15 protein-coding genes and 2 pseudogenes are annotated in these 15,831 nt (G+C 56.3%); 8 read left to right on the forward strand and 9 right to left on the reverse strand.

What is annotated here, in order from left to right; translation table 11 throughout:
- Positions 1–69 precede the first annotated feature (69 nt).
- The 4 genes from AC1Q6D_RS00095 to AC1Q6D_RS00110 all read left to right on the forward strand — a co-directional run bounded on the left by AC1Q6D_RS00095 (position 70) and on the right by AC1Q6D_RS00110 (position 1,964).
- Positions 70–513: a DUF411 domain-containing protein gene (locus AC1Q6D_RS00095; protein WP_047539161.1), complete on the forward strand. Its 444-nt coding sequence runs from the start codon at positions 70–72 to the stop codon at positions 511–513.
- 67 nt (positions 514–580) lie between these two features.
- Entirely contained in the window at positions 581–871 is a 291-nt protein-coding gene (locus AC1Q6D_RS00100) for a hypothetical protein (RefSeq protein WP_046056980.1), read from the forward strand.
- Complete coding sequence (locus AC1Q6D_RS00105; protein ID WP_047535389.1) at positions 864–1,139, forward strand: hypothetical protein; 276 nt, start codon at positions 864–866, stop codon at positions 1,137–1,139. Before AC1Q6D_RS00100 ends, AC1Q6D_RS00105 begins: the two co-directional genes overlap by 8 nt.
- Before the next feature lie 162 nt (positions 1,140–1,301).
- Entirely contained in the window at positions 1,302–1,964 is a 663-nt protein-coding gene (locus AC1Q6D_RS00110) for a methyltransferase family protein (protein WP_047535386.1), read from the forward strand.
- A 261-nt stretch (positions 1,965–2,225) separates the two neighbouring features.
- On the opposite strand, the gene AC1Q6D_RS00115 is transcribed toward AC1Q6D_RS00110, so the two are convergent.
- From AC1Q6D_RS00115 to AC1Q6D_RS00145, 7 genes are all read right to left on the reverse strand, one after another.
- Positions 2,226–2,588, reverse strand: coding sequence for a copper-binding protein (locus AC1Q6D_RS00115; RefSeq protein ID WP_047535383.1), 363 nt, complete (start codon positions 2,586–2,588; stop codon positions 2,226–2,228).
- Positions 2,585–5,743, reverse strand: coding sequence for an efflux RND transporter permease subunit (locus AC1Q6D_RS00120; protein ID WP_047535381.1), 3,159 nt, complete (start codon positions 5,741–5,743; stop codon positions 2,585–2,587). Before AC1Q6D_RS00120 ends, AC1Q6D_RS00115 begins: the two co-directional genes overlap by 4 nt.
- A complete protein-coding gene (locus AC1Q6D_RS00125) occupies positions 5,740–7,224 on the reverse strand; it encodes an efflux RND transporter periplasmic adaptor subunit (protein ID WP_047535377.1) in 1,485 nt (494 codons plus the stop codon). Before AC1Q6D_RS00125 ends, AC1Q6D_RS00120 begins: the two co-directional genes overlap by 4 nt.
- Complete coding sequence (locus tag AC1Q6D_RS00130) at positions 7,221–8,477, reverse strand: TolC family protein (RefSeq protein WP_047535374.1); 1,257 nt, start codon at positions 8,475–8,477, stop codon at positions 7,221–7,223. Before AC1Q6D_RS00130 ends, AC1Q6D_RS00125 begins: the two co-directional genes overlap by 4 nt.
- Before the next feature lie 98 nt (positions 8,478–8,575).
- Positions 8,576–8,917: a hypothetical protein gene (locus AC1Q6D_RS00135; protein WP_046057058.1), complete on the reverse strand. Its 342-nt coding sequence runs from the start codon at positions 8,915–8,917 to the stop codon at positions 8,576–8,578.
- 159 nt (positions 8,918–9,076) lie between these two features.
- Complete coding sequence (locus tag AC1Q6D_RS00140) at positions 9,077–9,319, reverse strand: DUF2933 domain-containing protein (RefSeq protein WP_046057057.1); 243 nt, start codon at positions 9,317–9,319, stop codon at positions 9,077–9,079.
- Positions 9,316–9,726, reverse strand: coding sequence for a MerR family transcriptional regulator (locus AC1Q6D_RS00145; protein ID WP_047539157.1), 411 nt, complete (start codon positions 9,724–9,726; stop codon positions 9,316–9,318). The genes AC1Q6D_RS00140 and AC1Q6D_RS00145 overlap by 4 nt, the downstream gene beginning before the upstream one ends.
- 670 nt (positions 9,727–10,396) lie before the next feature.
- Here AC1Q6D_RS00145 and AC1Q6D_RS00150 point away from each other — a divergent pair.
- Both AC1Q6D_RS00150 and AC1Q6D_RS00155 read left to right on the forward strand, forming a co-directional pair.
- Positions 10,397–10,474: pseudogene (locus AC1Q6D_RS00150) on the forward strand (peroxiredoxin); the annotation flags it as partial.
- A 361-nt stretch (positions 10,475–10,835) separates the two neighbouring features.
- On the forward strand, positions 10,836–11,474 hold the full coding sequence (locus tag AC1Q6D_RS00155; RefSeq protein WP_081997967.1) for an antitoxin Xre/MbcA/ParS toxin-binding domain-containing protein: 639 nt from the start codon (positions 10,836–10,838) through the stop codon (positions 11,472–11,474).
- 648 nt (positions 11,475–12,122) lie between these two features.
- Here AC1Q6D_RS00155 and AC1Q6D_RS00160 read toward each other — a convergent pair.
- The gene (locus tag AC1Q6D_RS00160) at positions 12,123–12,827 is read right to left on the reverse strand and encodes a methyl-accepting chemotaxis protein (RefSeq protein ID WP_492618449.1); all 705 of its coding nucleotides are present in this window, start codon (positions 12,825–12,827) and stop codon (positions 12,123–12,125) included.
- A 153-nt stretch (positions 12,828–12,980) separates the two neighbouring features.
- Positions 12,981–13,718, reverse strand: a pseudogene (locus tag AC1Q6D_RS00165) (HAMP domain-containing protein); the annotation flags it as partial.
- Between the two features lie 403 nt (positions 13,719–14,121).
- On the opposite strand from AC1Q6D_RS00165, the gene AC1Q6D_RS00170 reads away from it, so the two are divergent.
- Complete coding sequence (locus AC1Q6D_RS00170; RefSeq protein ID WP_103403003.1) at positions 14,122–15,024, forward strand: LysR family transcriptional regulator; 903 nt, start codon at positions 14,122–14,124, stop codon at positions 15,022–15,024.
- Positions 15,025–15,151: 127 nt separating this feature from the next.
- Entirely contained in the window at positions 15,152–15,778 is a 627-nt protein-coding gene (locus AC1Q6D_RS00175; protein ID WP_103403002.1) for a glutathione S-transferase family protein, read from the forward strand.
- Positions 15,779–15,831 lie beyond the last annotated feature (53 nt).

The following is a 15,831-nucleotide window of genomic DNA, read 5'->3' on the forward strand; positions in this document are numbered from 1 at the left end:
ATGAAGACCGTCGCTCGGGGCTACTAACTAATATTTTTGTCGTCAACGGAAAAGGATTAGGTGGTTACCGTGAATAAATCATCCACTTTTTTGGGTGGGATGTTACTCGCACTCACTGCCCTTGCGATGCCTATCGTTAACGCTGCTGAAGAAGCCATTCTCTATAAAAACCCAAGTTGTACGTGCTGCGATAAATATGCGGACTATTTGCGTGAAGGTGGGTTCAAGGTGTCGATTGTCGCGGATTCTGCACAGCTTCAGCAGATCAACAAGGCCGCTGGTCTTCCCTACTCTTTGGCAGGCTGCCATGCCGTTGCCATTGATGGTTACGTTGTTAGCGGCCACGTCCCGCTAACAGCCGTCAATAAATTACTGGCAGAGCACCCTGCAATTCGCGGTATCACCTTGGCCGGGATGCCACCTGGATCGCCAGGCATGGACGGCACCCAGCAGAAGCCGTTCGAAATTTACGCCTTTGACGGAGATAAAAGCTGGCTCTACATGACCCAGTAGAAACGTCAGAGCGTTAGTTTTGTGGCTGAGGTATGTAAATAAATACTGAAAATTTTGAGGATTAACCATGACCAAGAATATAGCGCCATACGCAAGAGGTATGTTGCAACGTCACCCACTGCTCGCAGGGCTCACCGCTGCAATTGCGTTCACCTTGCTTTTTAACCTGAACACTCTGTTTGCATCAGTCACGGTACCTATTCTGCTTTCTATTCTGCCCTGCGTGCTAATGATCGGGCTCTGCATGAAAAGCATGGGCGGTAAAACTGCATGCGAGCAGAAGGCTTCGGATCAGCCATTGCTTACCCAGAGCCTGTCGAAAACCCAGGTCGTTGATCAGGAGAATTATCATGCGTAACTCTATTGCCTACACAGCCGTACTCGCCGCGATCCTAACTCTTGGAGTTATTTCCACGAGCTTTGCTGAACAGCCTCAGAGTACTACTAAGGACAGCTCTGACATGATGAAAGGAAAGGATATGCCGATGATGGAGGGCGGTAAAATGCCGATGATGGACATGATGCAGGAGATGTCAGCCATGATGAAGAACTGCAATACGATGATGGAAAGCATGAATAAGCACATGGGCAGTGAGCCTGCCCAAGGCAGCACTAAAGTGCAATAACAGCTTCTTTAGTCGCAGGTCTTGAGCCCTCTTAGACAGAGAGAAACCAAGTCTGAGTAGTGGTATCGCACTCAAGCGGTATCGCTACTCAGATGCTCCGATGTTTCTTCCAAGTGTCGGCGCTGAGTTCCGATCCGCTGTTGATCGAGATGGAGCCTAATCATGAATGACTTTTCCATGCACTATGGGCACTGGGGGTGGGTGCTGGTCATGGTGCTCATCGCCTCCTGGGTCCTCTACCGTTTTGTCGCTCCACGTAGTTGGCGCGACTGGATGGGCGCAGGTTTAGTGCAAGCGTTCATCATCGCGTTATACGCCGAGATGTATGGTTTCCCACTGACTATTTATCTGCTGACTGGTTTTCTGGGAATCGATCTCCCGCTGACCGGATTCTCGGGCCATCTCTGGGCAACGATGCTGGACTACGGTGCTACCGGGGCCATGCTGGAAATGATGTTGGGCGGCGTGTTTATCGTGATCGGCCTAGTGCTATTGATCCGGGGCTGGGTTCAGGTTTACCGCACAAGTCTGGAGGGGAAGCTGGCGACACAGGGTGTCTACGGTGTGGTCCGCCACCCGCAGTACACCGGGATCATGCTAGCGGTCTTCGGTCAGGTCATTCACTGGCCGACGGTGATCACGTTATTGTTGTTTCCCCTGATCGTCTTGGCTTATGTCCGTCTAGCGAAGCGGGAGGAGTCGGCCTTGACCGAACGTTTTGGCGAGGAGTATCAGACCTATCGGCAGCGGGTGCCCATGTTGTTCCCACGCTTGCGAAATTGGCGGGAGTTCATCCATTCACTGCTCTTTACTTATCAGCAATAGCCTAGTGTCCTCTGAGCCTGCGTGACGAACACGTCACCGCAAACGGGTCACAAGAATACTTGTTGACCGAAAAAAGGCGCCTAACTCAGGTGCCTGAAACCATCCTCCAAACCAAAGGAGCCAAACAGGAGGATGGTGGAGCAATCAATTCTTCATTACCCCGTAGGGCTGCAAGCCGTTCGCTGATCTGTGCGCCTATCAATGGTGGATGGCTGGTCCGGTATCAGCTTGTGAAGGTCGAACCAGCCATCCATGCCGTTGTTACTTCAGGGGCTTGATCGACACGATGGTGGCCGACATGCCCTCGGCACGAAACTCAAACGCTACTTGATCCCCAGCCTTCAGGCCTGCCAGTTGTTTGCTTGTTGCGGTGAATGCCATGGTCATGGCGGGCCACTGCACAGCCGGAACGGCGCCATGGGCGATAGTCACTGTATGTTTCGTGGTGTCGACAGCCTTGATCGTGCCCTCGGCTTTGGCCACTGGAGCCTGCTGGGTCTCCTGCGCCATCTGCATGCCCTTCATGGGCATAGAGTCCATTTTCATACCCGGCATGTCTTCTGCCTGAGCAGAAAGAGACAGTGCGACAACGGTGCTTGCAACGGCGATCAGGGTCAGTTTCATACGACTTTTCCTTGAGTGGTGGTGGGTACAACGGGGAGGTGCCGGCGACGCATCAAGCGGTAGGCTGCCGGAATGACGAACAGAGACAGTAAGGGCGCGGTGACCATGCCGCCGACCATGGGTGCGGCGATGCGACTCATCACTTCGCTACCGGTGCCGCTGCCCAAAAGGATGGGTAACAGACCCGCAATGATGACGGCCACGGTCATGGCTTTGGGTCGGACCCGTTGCACCGCACCTTCGCGAATAGCGGCGATCAGCCCGCGCTCAGTGCTGTCACCGGCGTCTTCACGTTCGGCCCAGGCATTCTTCAGGTAGAGCAGCATGATTACGCCAAACTCGGCAGAAACCCCCGCCAACGCGATAAAGCCGACACCGGTGGCCACCGACAGGTTGAATCCCAACAGATACAGAAACCATGCTCCACCTGTCAGTGCGAACGGCAGAGTGGCCATGATCAACAAGGCCTCGTCGAAGCGGGCGAACGTCAGGTAGAGCAGGACGAAAATGATCAGCAGCGTGGCCGGCACCACCAGCTTGAGCCGTGCATTGGCTCGCTCGAGAAATTCGAACTGCCCCGAGTAGCTCAGGCTCATGCCTGGCTGCAACTTCACCTGCTCACTGACGACCCGGCGCAGGTCGGCGACCACCGAGGCAATATCCCGGCCACGCACGTCGATATACACCCAGCCAGAAGGCCGGGCGTTCTCGCTCTTGAGCATTGGCGGGCCGTCGCTGACCTTGACCTTCGCCACAGTGCCGAGGGTGATCTGGCTCCCCAAAGGGGTGTAGATCGGCAGCTGCTCCAGGGCGCCGAGCGAGTCACGCCACTCACGGGGATAACGCACGTTGATCGGGAAGCGAGCGAGCCCTTCAATGGTCTCTCCGACGTTTTCACCACCGATAGCGCCGGCCACGATCGACTGCACATCGGCGATATTCAGCCCGTAGCGGGCCGCGGCCTTGCGATCGATATCCACATCGATGTAACGGCCGCCAGTCAGGCGCTCGGCCAGGGCCGAACTGACACCGGGCACATCCTTGGCCACGCGCTCGACTGCCTGGGTGGCCGTATCGATCTCCGTCAGGTTGTTGCCGGCAATTTTTACCCCTATCGGGCTCTTGATCCCGGTGGCCAGCATGTCGATGCGGTTGCGGATCGGTGGTATCCAGATATTGGTCAGCCCAGGCACGCGGACCACTCGATCCAGTTCCTCCACCAGTTTTTCCTGAGTCATTCCGGGGCGCCACTGCTCACGCGGCTTGAATTGAATGGTAGTCTCGAACATCTCCAGCGGTGCCGGGTCGGTGGCGGTTTCGGCGCGGCCCGCCTTACCGAAGACGTGTTCGACTTCGGGCACCGTCTTGATCAGGCGATCGGTCTGTTGCAGCAACTGCGCCGCTTTCTGCGCTGACAACCCCGGCAGAGCCGAAGGCATATAGAGCAGATCGCCCTCGTCCAGCGCAGGGAGGAACTCGCCACCCAAGCGAGAGATCGGCCATACCGCGCTGAGAAAGACCAACAGTGCGACCAGCATGGTGACTTTGGGCCGGCGCAGCACCGCGTCCAGGGCCGGCTGATAGAGCCTGATCAACCAGCGGTTCAGCGGGTTTTGTTCCTCTTTGGGGATCCGTCCACGAATCCAGTAGCCCATCAGCACCGGCACCAGAGTTACCGACAGTCCGGCCGCCGCCGCCATGGCATAGGTCTTGGTGAAGGCGAGGGGGCCAAACAGGCGGCCCTCTTGCGCTTCCAGGGTGAACACTGGAATGAACGACAGGGTGATGATCAACAGGCAGAAGAACAGCGCCGGCCCCACCTCGGCCGCCGCTTCGGTCATCACATGCCAGTGATGTTCACCCTTCAGCTCTTCCCCCGGGTGGGCCGCGTGCCAGGCCTCGACCTTCTTATGAGCGTTCTCGATCATCACCACGGCGGCATCGACCATGGCGCCGATGGCGATGGCAATCCCACCCAAGGACATGATGTTGGCGTTGATTCCCTGGTAGCGCATGACGATGAAGGCAATCAACACTCCCACCGGCAGCGAGATAATGGCCACCAGGGATGAGCGCAGGTGCCAGAGAAAAATCCCGCACACTAAAGCGACGACGATGAACTCTTCGATCAGTTTGTGACTGAGGTTTTCCACGGCGCGGTCGATCAGCTTGCTGCGGTCGTAGGTGGTGACGATTTCTACCCCGGCCGGCAGACTGCTTTTCAGTTCGTCGAGTTTGGTTTTGACCGCCGCAATGGTTTCGCGAGCGTTCTTGCCGCTGCGCAAAATCACCACGCCACCGACAGTCTCGCCTTCGCCGTCGAGTTCAGTAATGCCACGCCGCATTTCCGGTCCCAACTGAATCGTGGCGACATCGCCAAGGGTCACCGGCACACCACCCGAACCCAGCTTGAGCGGGATCGCCCGAAAGTCATTGAGCGTCTTCAAGTATCCGGAAGCACGCACGATGAACTCGGTCTCCGCCAGCTCCAGCACAGCACCACCGGTTTCCTGATTGGCCTTGCCGATAGCTTCGGTGACCTGCGCCTGAGTGATACCCAGGCTGGCCAGTTTGAGCGGATCGAGCTGCACCTGGTATTGCTTGACCATGCCGCCGACGGTGGCCACTTCCGCAACGCTCGGCAAAGTCTTGAGTTCGAATTTGAGAAACCAGTCCTGAAGTGCGCGCAGCTGCGCCAGATCGTGTCCACCGGTGCGATCCACCAGGGCGTACTGATAGATCCAGCCCACTCCAGTTGCATCCGGTCCCAACGCCGGCTTGGCGCTGGCAGGCAACCGACTTTGTATCTGACTCAGGTATTCCAGCACCCGCGAGCGAGCCCAATACAAGTCGGTACCGTTTTCAAACAGCACGTAAACGAAGCTGTCGCCGAAAAAGGAATAACCGCGCACGGTTTTGGCTCCCGGCACCGAGAGCATGGTGGTGGCTAACGGATAGGTCACCTGGTTCTCAACGATCTGCGGCGCTTGTCCCGGATAAGGGGTGCGGATGATCACCTGAACATCGGAGAGGTCCGGCAGTGCATCGATGGGCGTGCTCTGAACCGACCACACTCCCCATGCCGTAACGAACAGCGTGGCCAGCAGCACCAGGAATCGGTTGGCCACTGACCAGCGAATCAGGGCAGCAATCATGGCTGACTCCCCGATTTTTCCAGGCGTTCAACGCGCAAACCATCGTCGGTTTGACTGACTGATGCACGAACCTTGTCGCCAGCCTTGAGTCCTTGCATCAGAGCAGGGTCAGTCAATGGGAAGGTCATGGTCATGCCCGGCATGCCCAGCGTCTTGAACGGACCATGGGCGAGGGTCACGTCTTTGCTATTGATCTCGACGATCTGCCCGTCCGCCTCATGCAGGGCGCGTGTCGCGGCAGCAGGTGGCGGCATTTCCATCGTTCTCGCGACGATGCCCTTGAGGCTGGCCTCGGAGTCGAGCAGGAACTGTCCAGAGGAGACCACTTGCTGGCCTTCCTCCAGACCTTTCAACACCACTGTTTTGCCTTCGTTTTCCTGCCCGGGTTGCACCTCTACCGGTCGGTAGCGGCCCGCGTCTTCGACGAGCATCACCAGGACGCGTCGGCCGGTGCGAATGAGCGCCTCGCTCGGTACCCACAACACGCTTTGCTCAGTCGAACGATTCAGGCGCACCTGCGCCGTCAAACCGGGTCTGAGGCGCCCGTCAGGGTTGGGCAGTTCGACCCGCACGCGAACGGTGCGGCTGTCCACATTCGTTTCCGGCAGAATGGCGCTGACCGTGCCATTGAGCACGGTCCCCGGGAAGGCTGGCAGACGTGCTTCTACCGTTTGACCGACGACGATCGATCCAGTCTCCGACTCTGGAACGGCCACGGCCAGCCAGACGCTACTCAAACCATTGACTCGGGCCAGAGTCTCACCGGCTGCCACGGTCATACCCGCACGCACATTCAGTTCCTGTAGCACGCCGCCAATGGGGCTGGTGAGGGTCAGGTTCGGCTGGACCTTAGCGCTGCGTTCTACTTGGGTAATCAGCGCCGCCGGCATCCCCGTGAGGCGCAGCCGTTGGCGTGCTGCAGCCAACAAGTCAGCATCACCGTTACGCTTCAGTGCAAGGAATTCTTCCTGAGCAGCAGCCCATTCCGGTACCAGGATATCGGCCAATGGCGCATTGGCTTTGAGCACATCGCCTGGAGCATGGGCATAGACCCGCTCCACAAAACCCGCGGTACGCGCCTGGATCACGGCGACATCCCGCTCGTTGAACGCCAGCACGCCGACCACGTCCAGGCTGGAGGCCAGGACTCCACGGGTGACGGTGGCCAGACGCAAACCGAGATTCTGGGTCAGGCTTGGGTCGATACTCATGGCCGCATTGTCCGCCGCGGAATCAGCGTATCGGGGCACCAACTCCATATCCATGAAGGGTGATTTGCCCGGCTTATCGAATTTCTGTTGCGGCTGCATCGGGTCGTACCAATACAGTACTTTGCGTTCGTCTTGCGTTTTGGGACTCTGTTCGGCGAGTGCACCAGGCATTGCGATCATTCGCTGCTGAGCGAACCAGTAACCACCGCCAAGGCCTACGGCCACCGAGAAGCCTGCCAGCAAAGCCCCTTTCCAGATTCGAGTGCTCATTGGCTGGTTTCTCCGTAAGTGAAATACAGGCGGGCACTGGTCAGTGCCCGCTGTTCTTCGAAGTCAATTTGTTTGAGGCGGGCCTCGATGAGTTCACGTCGGGCAGCGATGACAGGCGCCAGGTCGCCTTTACCGGCGCGGTAGCTGGCCATGCTCAGCCCGACCTTTTCCTTGGCCAGGGGCACCAGACTGTCCTGGCTGCGTTGTACGGCGCGGTTCAGGCGCTGATAGTCGGCCAGATCCGCCTCCAGTTGCTCGGTATGCTCGCGTGTCTGGGCTTCACGCTCAGCCTCCAATTGGTTCAGTTCGGCGTGCTTGGCGGCGATCTTCGGATTTTGTCGGGAGCCGGGGAACAGTGGCAGGTCGAAGGTGAATTGCACGCTGACCATGTCGCCAAATTCCCGTCCGCGGCGCTGGTAATCAAGCTCCCAGCTCCAGTCGGACTGTTTTTCCGCTTCCGCTTCACTTATCTTGGCCTGCGCTTCGCGAGTCATCGGGGCGAACGCCGCCAGCGCGGGATGATGTTGCAGCTTATGGGAGTAACCCGAAGTATCGATGGGCCATTGCGGCAAACTGCCGGTTGGTTGGTCGTTGGCCGCGGGACCAATCCAGCGTTTGAGAGCGGCTCGGGCTTGTGCCCGCAGACGGACCAGGTCGTCCTGTTGTTCCGCCAACTGAGCCGCCTCCTGTTTCGGTGTGACAGCATCGGCAGGCTGAGCACGGCCGCCAGCGATCTGCGCCCGGACGGTATCGGTCAACAGACGATTTTCTTTATAAAAGTCCTGGAACAGCGCCTCTTTACGCTCGACGGAATAGCTGCTGATCCAGGCCAATGCGGTGGCCTGACGGACATTCAGTCTCTCCACACGGCCTTCAGCCGCAGCTCGATCGACCGCTGCTTCGGCGACCTCAATGCGTGCTTTGCGTTTGTCTCGGCTGGGCACTTCTTGCATGACCCCAACCATCTGCATGGTCATGAAGTCCTGCTCGAGTCTCCAGCGGTCGGGGCCGCCGATGGGAAAGTTTTGTACGCCAAGCAGTAGCTTTGGATCGGGTAGTTCGCCGGCCGGAATGGCAGCACTACTGGCGGCTTGCAGTTTGGCGGCTTGGGCGGTTAGTGACGGGGCGTTGTTTTCGGCCAGCCGTAAGGCTTCATCGAGTGTCAGCGGGGCGGCGACGCTCGGCAATGCCAACACGCTTGCCGCCAAGGCGGCCACGACGGGCCAGCCTGTGCAATAGCGTAGGGAGTTCATGCTCACGATTCCTGTGATGTTCCACTGCGCGCCTCTTAGACATGCACGCAGAAATACCATCCCGCGAAGGCAGGATGAAACTCAGTGTGGTACAGGAATCAGGCGCGGGGCGGACGCCATACCCCGGATGGGGTTTGAATGGGCGGGAAGTCGCTGAAAAGGGATAGCACCAGCGGACTGGACAAGCGAGTGACAGGCTTGATGATCGATACTTGCAGCATACCGCCAGTCTTGCATTCCTGACCAGGTTTGCAGGGCTTCCCGTGATCGGTGGGGCTTTTCATGTCATGGCAGCAGTCCGGTCCCATGTCATCCATCATCGCCATACCCGCCATTTTCATCGGGCAAGGCTCTGTCGGTGCCTGAATGCCCGCCATCCCGCTGAGGGGAAGCGCCAGGCTAATCAGGAAAATGAGGCAACACCGCAGGTAGCGTTTCATGCGGGGGAGTCTAGTTGCTGGTAGCGGACTGTACAATTACGAATCTGTCAGGACGAGCCCGTCGGATAGAATCTGAAGGTCAATAAGAACCTCCTCGTATAGAGACAAGGACTCGCTGAACAGCCAAGCCAATTTGCTGGGTATGGGAATGGTTACAGCTCACGGCCTATCGTTCGGGTCACGGTTGATTGGTTTTACCTCCTGTGTGTCATTGGTACTGGGCGGATCCTTGTGCATGTTGCGCATACAAAACACCATCGACAGCGGGCACAGCAGCACCAGAAAGATCAGCGCATTCGCCGCGATCCAGGCTTGAAAAGCGGGAAACAAGACATAGGTAGCCGCCAGGATAATGGCCGCACCGATGCCCAGCTGAACCATTGAGGGTTTATTACGAGTCATGATGCTCTCCTCTCGGGCAAGTCATGGGGGCGTTCATCCAGAACCAGCCCAGGTGGTTGCTCAGCGTCATCGCAATGCTCGGCCAGATACGACAGAGCCTCGCGCATGATCTGAAGCGTGGTAATACGCGCATTCAGCGCATCGATGTTGCTCAGCGCAATAGCCTGAACCTCGTCGTCAGAGCGATTGCGCTCCCGCCATAACGCCAATAAGGCACGAACCCGCTCGATCGATAATCCCAGATCTCGTGCATGGTGGATGAAGCGTAAAACGTGTACATCGCACTCGCAGTAGACGCGATAGCCAGACCGCGTGCGCTGTGACGGCGGGATCAGATTGATGCGCTCGTAGTGGCGGATCATCCGGGCGGACAAACCGCTGACACTTGCCGCCTCACCAATGTTCATAAGATCCTCCTGTTCGCTGAACCACCGAATCAGCCCTATTCTCGTTGTGCCGGCTGCCAACAGTTCCGTAACAAGGTGTAAGTAACCACTGAGACACTGGGACAACGCCCTTACCGCACCAGGACTGCCGGACCCAACACGCCCATTGCTGCTCGCGGAATACCGATCAGGTTGTAGACGAAGGCCCAGAGCGGACTCTTCAGAATCTGGCACATAAGTGCAACGGGACAGCATCAAGGCATCCGCCACCAGAGCCGGGTCGCCGCGCATACCCGCTACGCTGAGCCTCCATTGCAGGATAGGATTGGACGTGTCGGTAGCGGTATGGGGGAATAAGCTGACCATCACCAACCTCCTGAAGAGCCTCTCTCCCGTAAGGTTGGACCTTACTATTGGGGCAAGGTCAAGCAGCAACGCGATTGCTGGACGAGTCCTCGAAAAAAGGATTGAGGGTAGTCTGTTGACTTGGTAACTATCTCAATGCTGATAACGCATAAAAGTTTTTAATTCAATGACTTACAGAGTAAATACGCTGGTGTCCGCCTTGTCCTGGTATGTCTCCTATACTGACTCGCGCCGACCGGTTCAACGCAGACACTCGTACACCGTCAGAACAGCCGTCAGCGGGTTCTAACGGCTTCCTTACGATTCAACAGTAAGGAGAACGAAAATGGCAGTCCGCATTGGCGACGAAGCACCGGACTTCACCGCCGAAAGCACCGAAGGCCCGCTCCACTTCCATGAGTACTACTGCGGTTTTGAGACGCCAGCAGTCGAGGTTCGGACTAGGTTGGATGATGATTCCAGCCAATGGAAAGTCACCAGCTCGCGTTATGACTGATTTCCTTCCCTTCGGCGAGTATCTTTCTGCCTAGACCGATGGCTGTCGCAGACCCGTTTCCGTCCGATGTAGCACTTGAAAGTGAAAACGGCGGGCGTGCAGTCGAGCTTTTCGCTGGCATCTTTGCCAATGCGCCGGAGGGCGCAGCCGCTCGTCGCAATACCCAGCAAGAATTGCCTCTATGCACGGTTATCCAATGACGAGATCAGCTCTGCGCGCGAGCATAATGACGTGTCTTCTCTAATGACGAAATGAGAGCCGGACGATCATGAGTGAAAGCGAGCGTTGGATAGTCAAATGCCAGAATACTGAGGACGGTAGCGGCGATGTCATTGTTGATTTACCTCCAGAATTGCTTGTCAAAATGGGGGTAGGTGTTGGGGACGATCTGATGATTACGGTAGCGAATGGCACAATAGTGCTGGAGCCTACGCATGGCACAACATCAGTGCAGTCCGTGTTTGCTGGAGTCCTGCGTGATGATGCTTATCATGCCTACCGCATCCGGCTGGAGGCATCTCTTAATATCCCCTCAAACGCCTCTGATCAGGACATTCACGACATGATCGTAGCTGGCTTCTCGGCCAGCATGATCATGTCGCTTTGCGACGCTGGAACCTTAAGTCCGGAAGAGCGCGACAGAATCATTCCACTCAAAACGCTCAAAACAAAATTGGTCAGCAATCAGCTCTTAACGGTGGATGAGAGCGATCGACTGTTCCGCTTTGCACACATTACCGCCATGGCCGAGGTGATCTTCGGGGACGCAGGGAAGGCCAAACAATGGCTTTCCAAACCCAAATCCCGTTTTTCGGGTAAAAGTCCAACTGCCATGCTCACTACAACCCACGGCACACATCGGGTCGAAGAAATGCTGATTCAGGTAGCAGAGGGCATGTCATTTTGATCCAACCGCCGCTAAGTAGAACCATCACAAGCGGGTACGCGACCGCAACGGGCATTGTTGTCAAAATACTCATTCAGCTGGCGAGCTCCGTTAAGCCGTTTACCCCTGAATTCGCTGAGCCGTTGTTGTCAAAATATTTTGTTCGGCACCACTCTCGACTTTAAAAAGGCTCCTCCGGGTAGTGTCAAACTATGTTGTTATAGACTCACCCCGTTATTCGAATATCGCCATGGGTTGTGTCAAGTTATGTTGTCATCTGGGGAGCGCTCAAGGCTCTGTAAATGACTGATTTTATTGATGTTCGTGTGTCAAACTATGTTGTTTGGCACCATCCTTGGCTTTAGAGAATAGAAACTGTCGCGGGAGCTGGAGGGGTTATCCTCCAGCTCCCGCTGTTGCTTCAGGCCCGGATCCACACCTATCTTCCCGACACATCTCCCTATCCAGCCGTTAGATGCTGCCGCGAAAACAAAGTAGTGAATCTCTGCGCGCCTATGTAGAGCGGAATCTCCTGAAAAAAGTGCTATTGCGTAAAACAACAATGAACTCACAGGAGGGAAGGTCTGATTTTCGATTAAGCAGCTGTTTTTGAATTTCAGACACGAGGTCGTTAAAACGGCTGCTGACTTCAGACCTCCTTGGCATTACCTAAAGTTTGAACTGACGCACAATCTGCAACAACCGCTCAGCGTCTCCACCGCTCGCCCGGCCACGGCTGAGGGTGCTCTGCGCAAGTACAACGGTGGTGTTCGCGACTACCGAAACACTACTGATCCGCCGATTGATTTCATCGGTAACCATGGCCTGCTCTTTGGCAGCCTCAGCAATGTGCAGGCTCATATCGGACACTGAAGACACCAGTGCACTTATTCGCTGTAATGCTTCGCCAGCGCTAAGCGCCTGCTGCACTCCACGTTCAGCAAAGTCACGACTGTCGTCCATCACTTTAACCGCATGCTGTGAAGCATTTTGCAGCCGTTCGATCATATCGTTGATTTCTTGCGTAGATTTTTGCGTACGACTAGCCAACGTGCGGACTTCATCTGCCACTACCGCAAAACCACGACCTTGCTCACCGGCGCGAGCAGCTTCGATGGCGGCGTTAAGCGCCAGCAAGTTGGTTTGTTCGGCGATGGTGCGAATCACCTCCAGCACCCCACCGATTTCACGTGAATGGCCTTCCAGATCAGCGATCACTTGGGCAGCTTGACCCACTTCTTCTGCCAGGGAGCGAATATCAACGATGGTTTTATCGACGACGGCAATCGCCTCTTTTGCCTGTGTAGAGGCGTCACGCGTTTGAACAGAGCTGGCTTCGGCGTTGCTGGCCACCCCCTGCACGTTGGTAGCCATTTGATTGGCCGCCGCCGCCACTTGTTCAACTTCAATTTGCAAATCCGTAGCACTTTGCTGAGAGGCACCGGCATCACTTAGCAATTGTTCGGCCGATTGCTCTAGCCCCTTCGAAACATCCGCAACGGTCGAGATTTTGCTGCGCAAGCTGCCTAAAAATGTATTGAATAGCCCAACAACCTGACCTATTTCATCATCTCGCTTTGACTGGATGCTGCGGGTAAGGTCGCCGCTCCCGTCATTTAATGCGCTCAGTGACCTGCTCAGTTGCTGCATCGGCGGTAGCACTCGACTAGCAATCAGCCACAACACCCCGAGCATAATTAAAAGTACGGTTCCCCATGCGACGAGGCTGGTGACCTGGATTTTTGTGCGCTCGGCTTCACTGTCATCCAACTGCTGACGATACAACTTGTCCAATGGCTGACTAAAAGCAGCAAACTCGGAAATAACTTTCGCCGAACGCTGGTCAAAATCTTCCATAACTTTATCGCCGGCAGCTTTGTTACTGGCATAGGCCTGTACCATCAGCTTGCCGGTGCTGTTGAGTTGGTCCAGTGGCATGCGCAGGGCCTGAAGTCGGCTGGAAAGACTTGGAACGATTTTCTCTATCTCCTCCAAAAGCTGTAGCGAAGCTGCGTAATGCTGCTGCGCTTCCTCCATCGGCTCATGGTCTTGAGTAAGGCTTGCATCGGTATAGAACTGTTGAATTTGCGCGCTCTCGTAGCGCAATTTTTGAGTCGACTCAAGAGCGTTTCCCAGCCGCTCGATTTCGGATCCAATGGCATCTAGCACGTTAAATTGGGTTTGCATCAATGTAGTTAAACCCATTGCTATAACGATCAAACCAGCAGCACAGAAAGCCATCAAACGAGAAATACTGAATATCATAAGGTAGTCCGGTAAAAGGGAACGTAGATCAAAAAAATCGTGTGTTTTTAACGATTAACTGTAGAAACCACCGATTTTTCAAAGTCCTGTCTTGTTTGGTTGAAAGTAACTGATTTTTTGAGCAACAGATTTCCATTTTACTCTCTACGCACCACTACTTTACGGATTCAATAGTCGTAGTGGGGGTGGGGAAGCTCCAGGCAACTTGCTGCAATCGCGCGGCAAGTGGAAAATGTGATGGCGTTCGGCGCTATATCTGGCGAAACATCCGGGGCGCTCCCCCAAGATATGAGTTGGCCAATGTTCTCGGGGCTCGTTGTGACAAACTATGTTGTAAGCCACCACCCTCTGAAAAATCGCAGCCAATGGTTGCGATTTTTTTATCCGAATCCAGGACATGCTCATGGACCGCTTCCAGGAAATGCAAGTCTTCGCCGCAGTCGCACAAGATCAAGGGTTTTCGGCGGCCGCGCGGCGTCTGGGCATGTCGGCAGCCAGTGTCACGCGCGCGGTGGCGGCGTTGGAGAAGCGTATTGGTACGCAGCTGCTGACGCGCACGACACGCAGCGTTCATCTGAGTGAGGCGGGCCAGCGTTATCTTGAAGATTGTCGGAGAATTCTCGCCGAGGTGCAGGAAGCCGAGGACTCGGCGGCGGGCAGTCACGCCCAACCCCGTGGGCAACTGACGATTACCGCACCGGTATTGTTTGGTGAGCTATTTGTCACGCCATTGATGGTGGATTTTCTGACGCAATTCCCCGATGTCACGATCAATGCGTTGTTGGTGGATCGTATGGTCAGCGTGGTGGAGGAGGGCATCGATGTGGCCGTGCGAATCGGTGAGCTGCCCGACAGCAATCAGCATGCAATTCGGGTGGGGGAGGTGCGACGGGTGATTTGTGCGTCGCCACGGTTTCTTGCCACTTTCGGACGGCCAAATCACCCGCAAGACCTGGCCCAGGCACCGGTTATTGCGACGTCCTCGATCGGACAGTTAAGAAACTGGCCATTCCTCGTGGACGGCGACCCCCTGAGTGTCCGGCCTGAACCGCGGCTGGTGGTCACGGCGAATCAGGCGGCCATCGCCGCTGCCAGCCTCGGTCTGGGGTTCACACGAGTCCTGTCTTATCAGGTTGCGGGCAAAATAGCGGCTGGGGAGCTGGAAATCATCCTGGCCGACTTCGAAATGCCGCCATTGCCCATCCATGTGGTCTACCAGGGCGGACGTAACGCCCCGGCGCGGGTTCGCAGTTTTGTCGATTTTACGGTTAAGGCACTCCGGGAACATCCGGCCTTGCGCCGCTGATGCATTATTGCTGCAGGTGAAATAATGGATTCCACTTGCTGGTTATTCTGTTGCTTTCGGGACTGGTAGAAGATGGCTGCCATCGGTGCTGATCTTCCGAAGCGCCACTTACCCTGCGGAGTCGACCATGCAAGCCATCAAACTCTACAACTTTCCCCGTTCCGGCCACGCTCACCGTGTGGAGCTGATGCTTTCGCTGCTGCAATTGCCCACCGAGTTGATCTTCGTTGACCTGGCCAAGGGCGAACACAAGCAGCCGCAATACCTGGCACTCAACGCTTTCGGACAGGTGCCTGTACTGGATGACCAAGGCGTGGTGCTGGCGGATTCCAACGCGATCCTGGTTTATCTGGCACAGAAATACGGCAAGGGTCGTTGGCTGCCAACCGATCCGGTCGGTGCCGCCAAGGTGCAGCGTTGGTTGTCGGTGGCTGCCGGGCCGATTGCCTTTGGTCCAGCCAGGGCCAGGTTGATCACAGTGTTTGGTGCACCTTACAACGCTGAAGAAACGATCGCTTATGCCCATACCGTGCTGAAGGTCATCGATCACGAACTGGCCAACACGCCTTGGCTGGTGGGCGGCGAGCCGACCATTGCTGACGTCGCGGCCTACAGCTACATCGCCCATGCACCTGAAGGCAATGTCTCGCTGGACGACTACGCCAACATCCGCGCCTGGCTGGCACGGGTCGAAGCCTTGCCAGGATTTGTCGGCATGCCGCGCACCGTCGCCGGCCTGCAAAAAACCGCCTGATGCTTGTGGCCCGACGCTGTCGGGCCGTTCACGCTGCGCCGAGGGTGCAGGGG

The organism is Pseudomonas sp. MT92 (assembly GCF_058792515.1).

Excerpts from the sequence above, each read along its gene's own strand:
- AC1Q6D_RS00100 (WP_046056980.1), top strand. The coding sequence starts at position 581 with ATGACCAAGAATATAGCGCCATACGCAAGAGGTATGTTGCAACGTCAC.
- AC1Q6D_RS00105 (WP_047535389.1), top strand. The coding sequence starts at position 864 with ATGCGTAACTCTATTGCCTACACAGCCGTACTCGCCGCGATCCTAACT.
- AC1Q6D_RS00110 (WP_047535386.1), top strand. The coding sequence starts at position 1,302 with ATGAATGACTTTTCCATGCACTATGGGCACTGGGGGTGGGTGCTGGTC.
- AC1Q6D_RS00115 (WP_047535383.1), bottom strand. The coding sequence starts at position 2,588 with ATGAAACTGACCCTGATCGCCGTTGCAAGCACCGTTGTCGCACTGTCT.
- AC1Q6D_RS00120 (WP_047535381.1), bottom strand. The coding sequence starts at position 5,743 with ATGATTGCTGCCCTGATTCGCTGGTCAGTGGCCAACCGATTCCTGGTG.
- AC1Q6D_RS00125 (WP_047535377.1), bottom strand. The coding sequence starts at position 7,224 with ATGAGCACTCGAATCTGGAAAGGGGCTTTGCTGGCAGGCTTCTCGGTG.
- AC1Q6D_RS00130 (WP_047535374.1), bottom strand. The coding sequence starts at position 8,477 with ATGAACTCCCTACGCTATTGCACAGGCTGGCCCGTCGTGGCCGCCTTG.
- AC1Q6D_RS00135 (WP_046057058.1), bottom strand. The coding sequence starts at position 8,917 with ATGAAACGCTACCTGCGGTGTTGCCTCATTTTCCTGATTAGCCTGGCG.
- AC1Q6D_RS00140 (WP_046057057.1), bottom strand. The coding sequence starts at position 9,319 with ATGACTCGTAATAAACCCTCAATGGTTCAGCTGGGCATCGGTGCGGCC.
- AC1Q6D_RS00145 (WP_047539157.1), bottom strand. The coding sequence starts at position 9,726 with ATGAACATTGGTGAGGCGGCAAGTGTCAGCGGTTTGTCCGCCCGGATG.
- AC1Q6D_RS00155 (WP_081997967.1), top strand. The coding sequence starts at position 10,836 with ATGAGTGAAAGCGAGCGTTGGATAGTCAAATGCCAGAATACTGAGGAC.
- AC1Q6D_RS00160 (WP_492618449.1), bottom strand. The coding sequence starts at position 12,827 with ATGGCTACCAACGTGCAGGGGGTGGCCAGCAACGCCGAAGCCAGCTCT.
- AC1Q6D_RS00170 (WP_103403003.1), top strand. The coding sequence starts at position 14,122 with ATGGACCGCTTCCAGGAAATGCAAGTCTTCGCCGCAGTCGCACAAGAT.
- AC1Q6D_RS00175 (WP_103403002.1), top strand. The coding sequence starts at position 15,152 with ATGCAAGCCATCAAACTCTACAACTTTCCCCGTTCCGGCCACGCTCAC.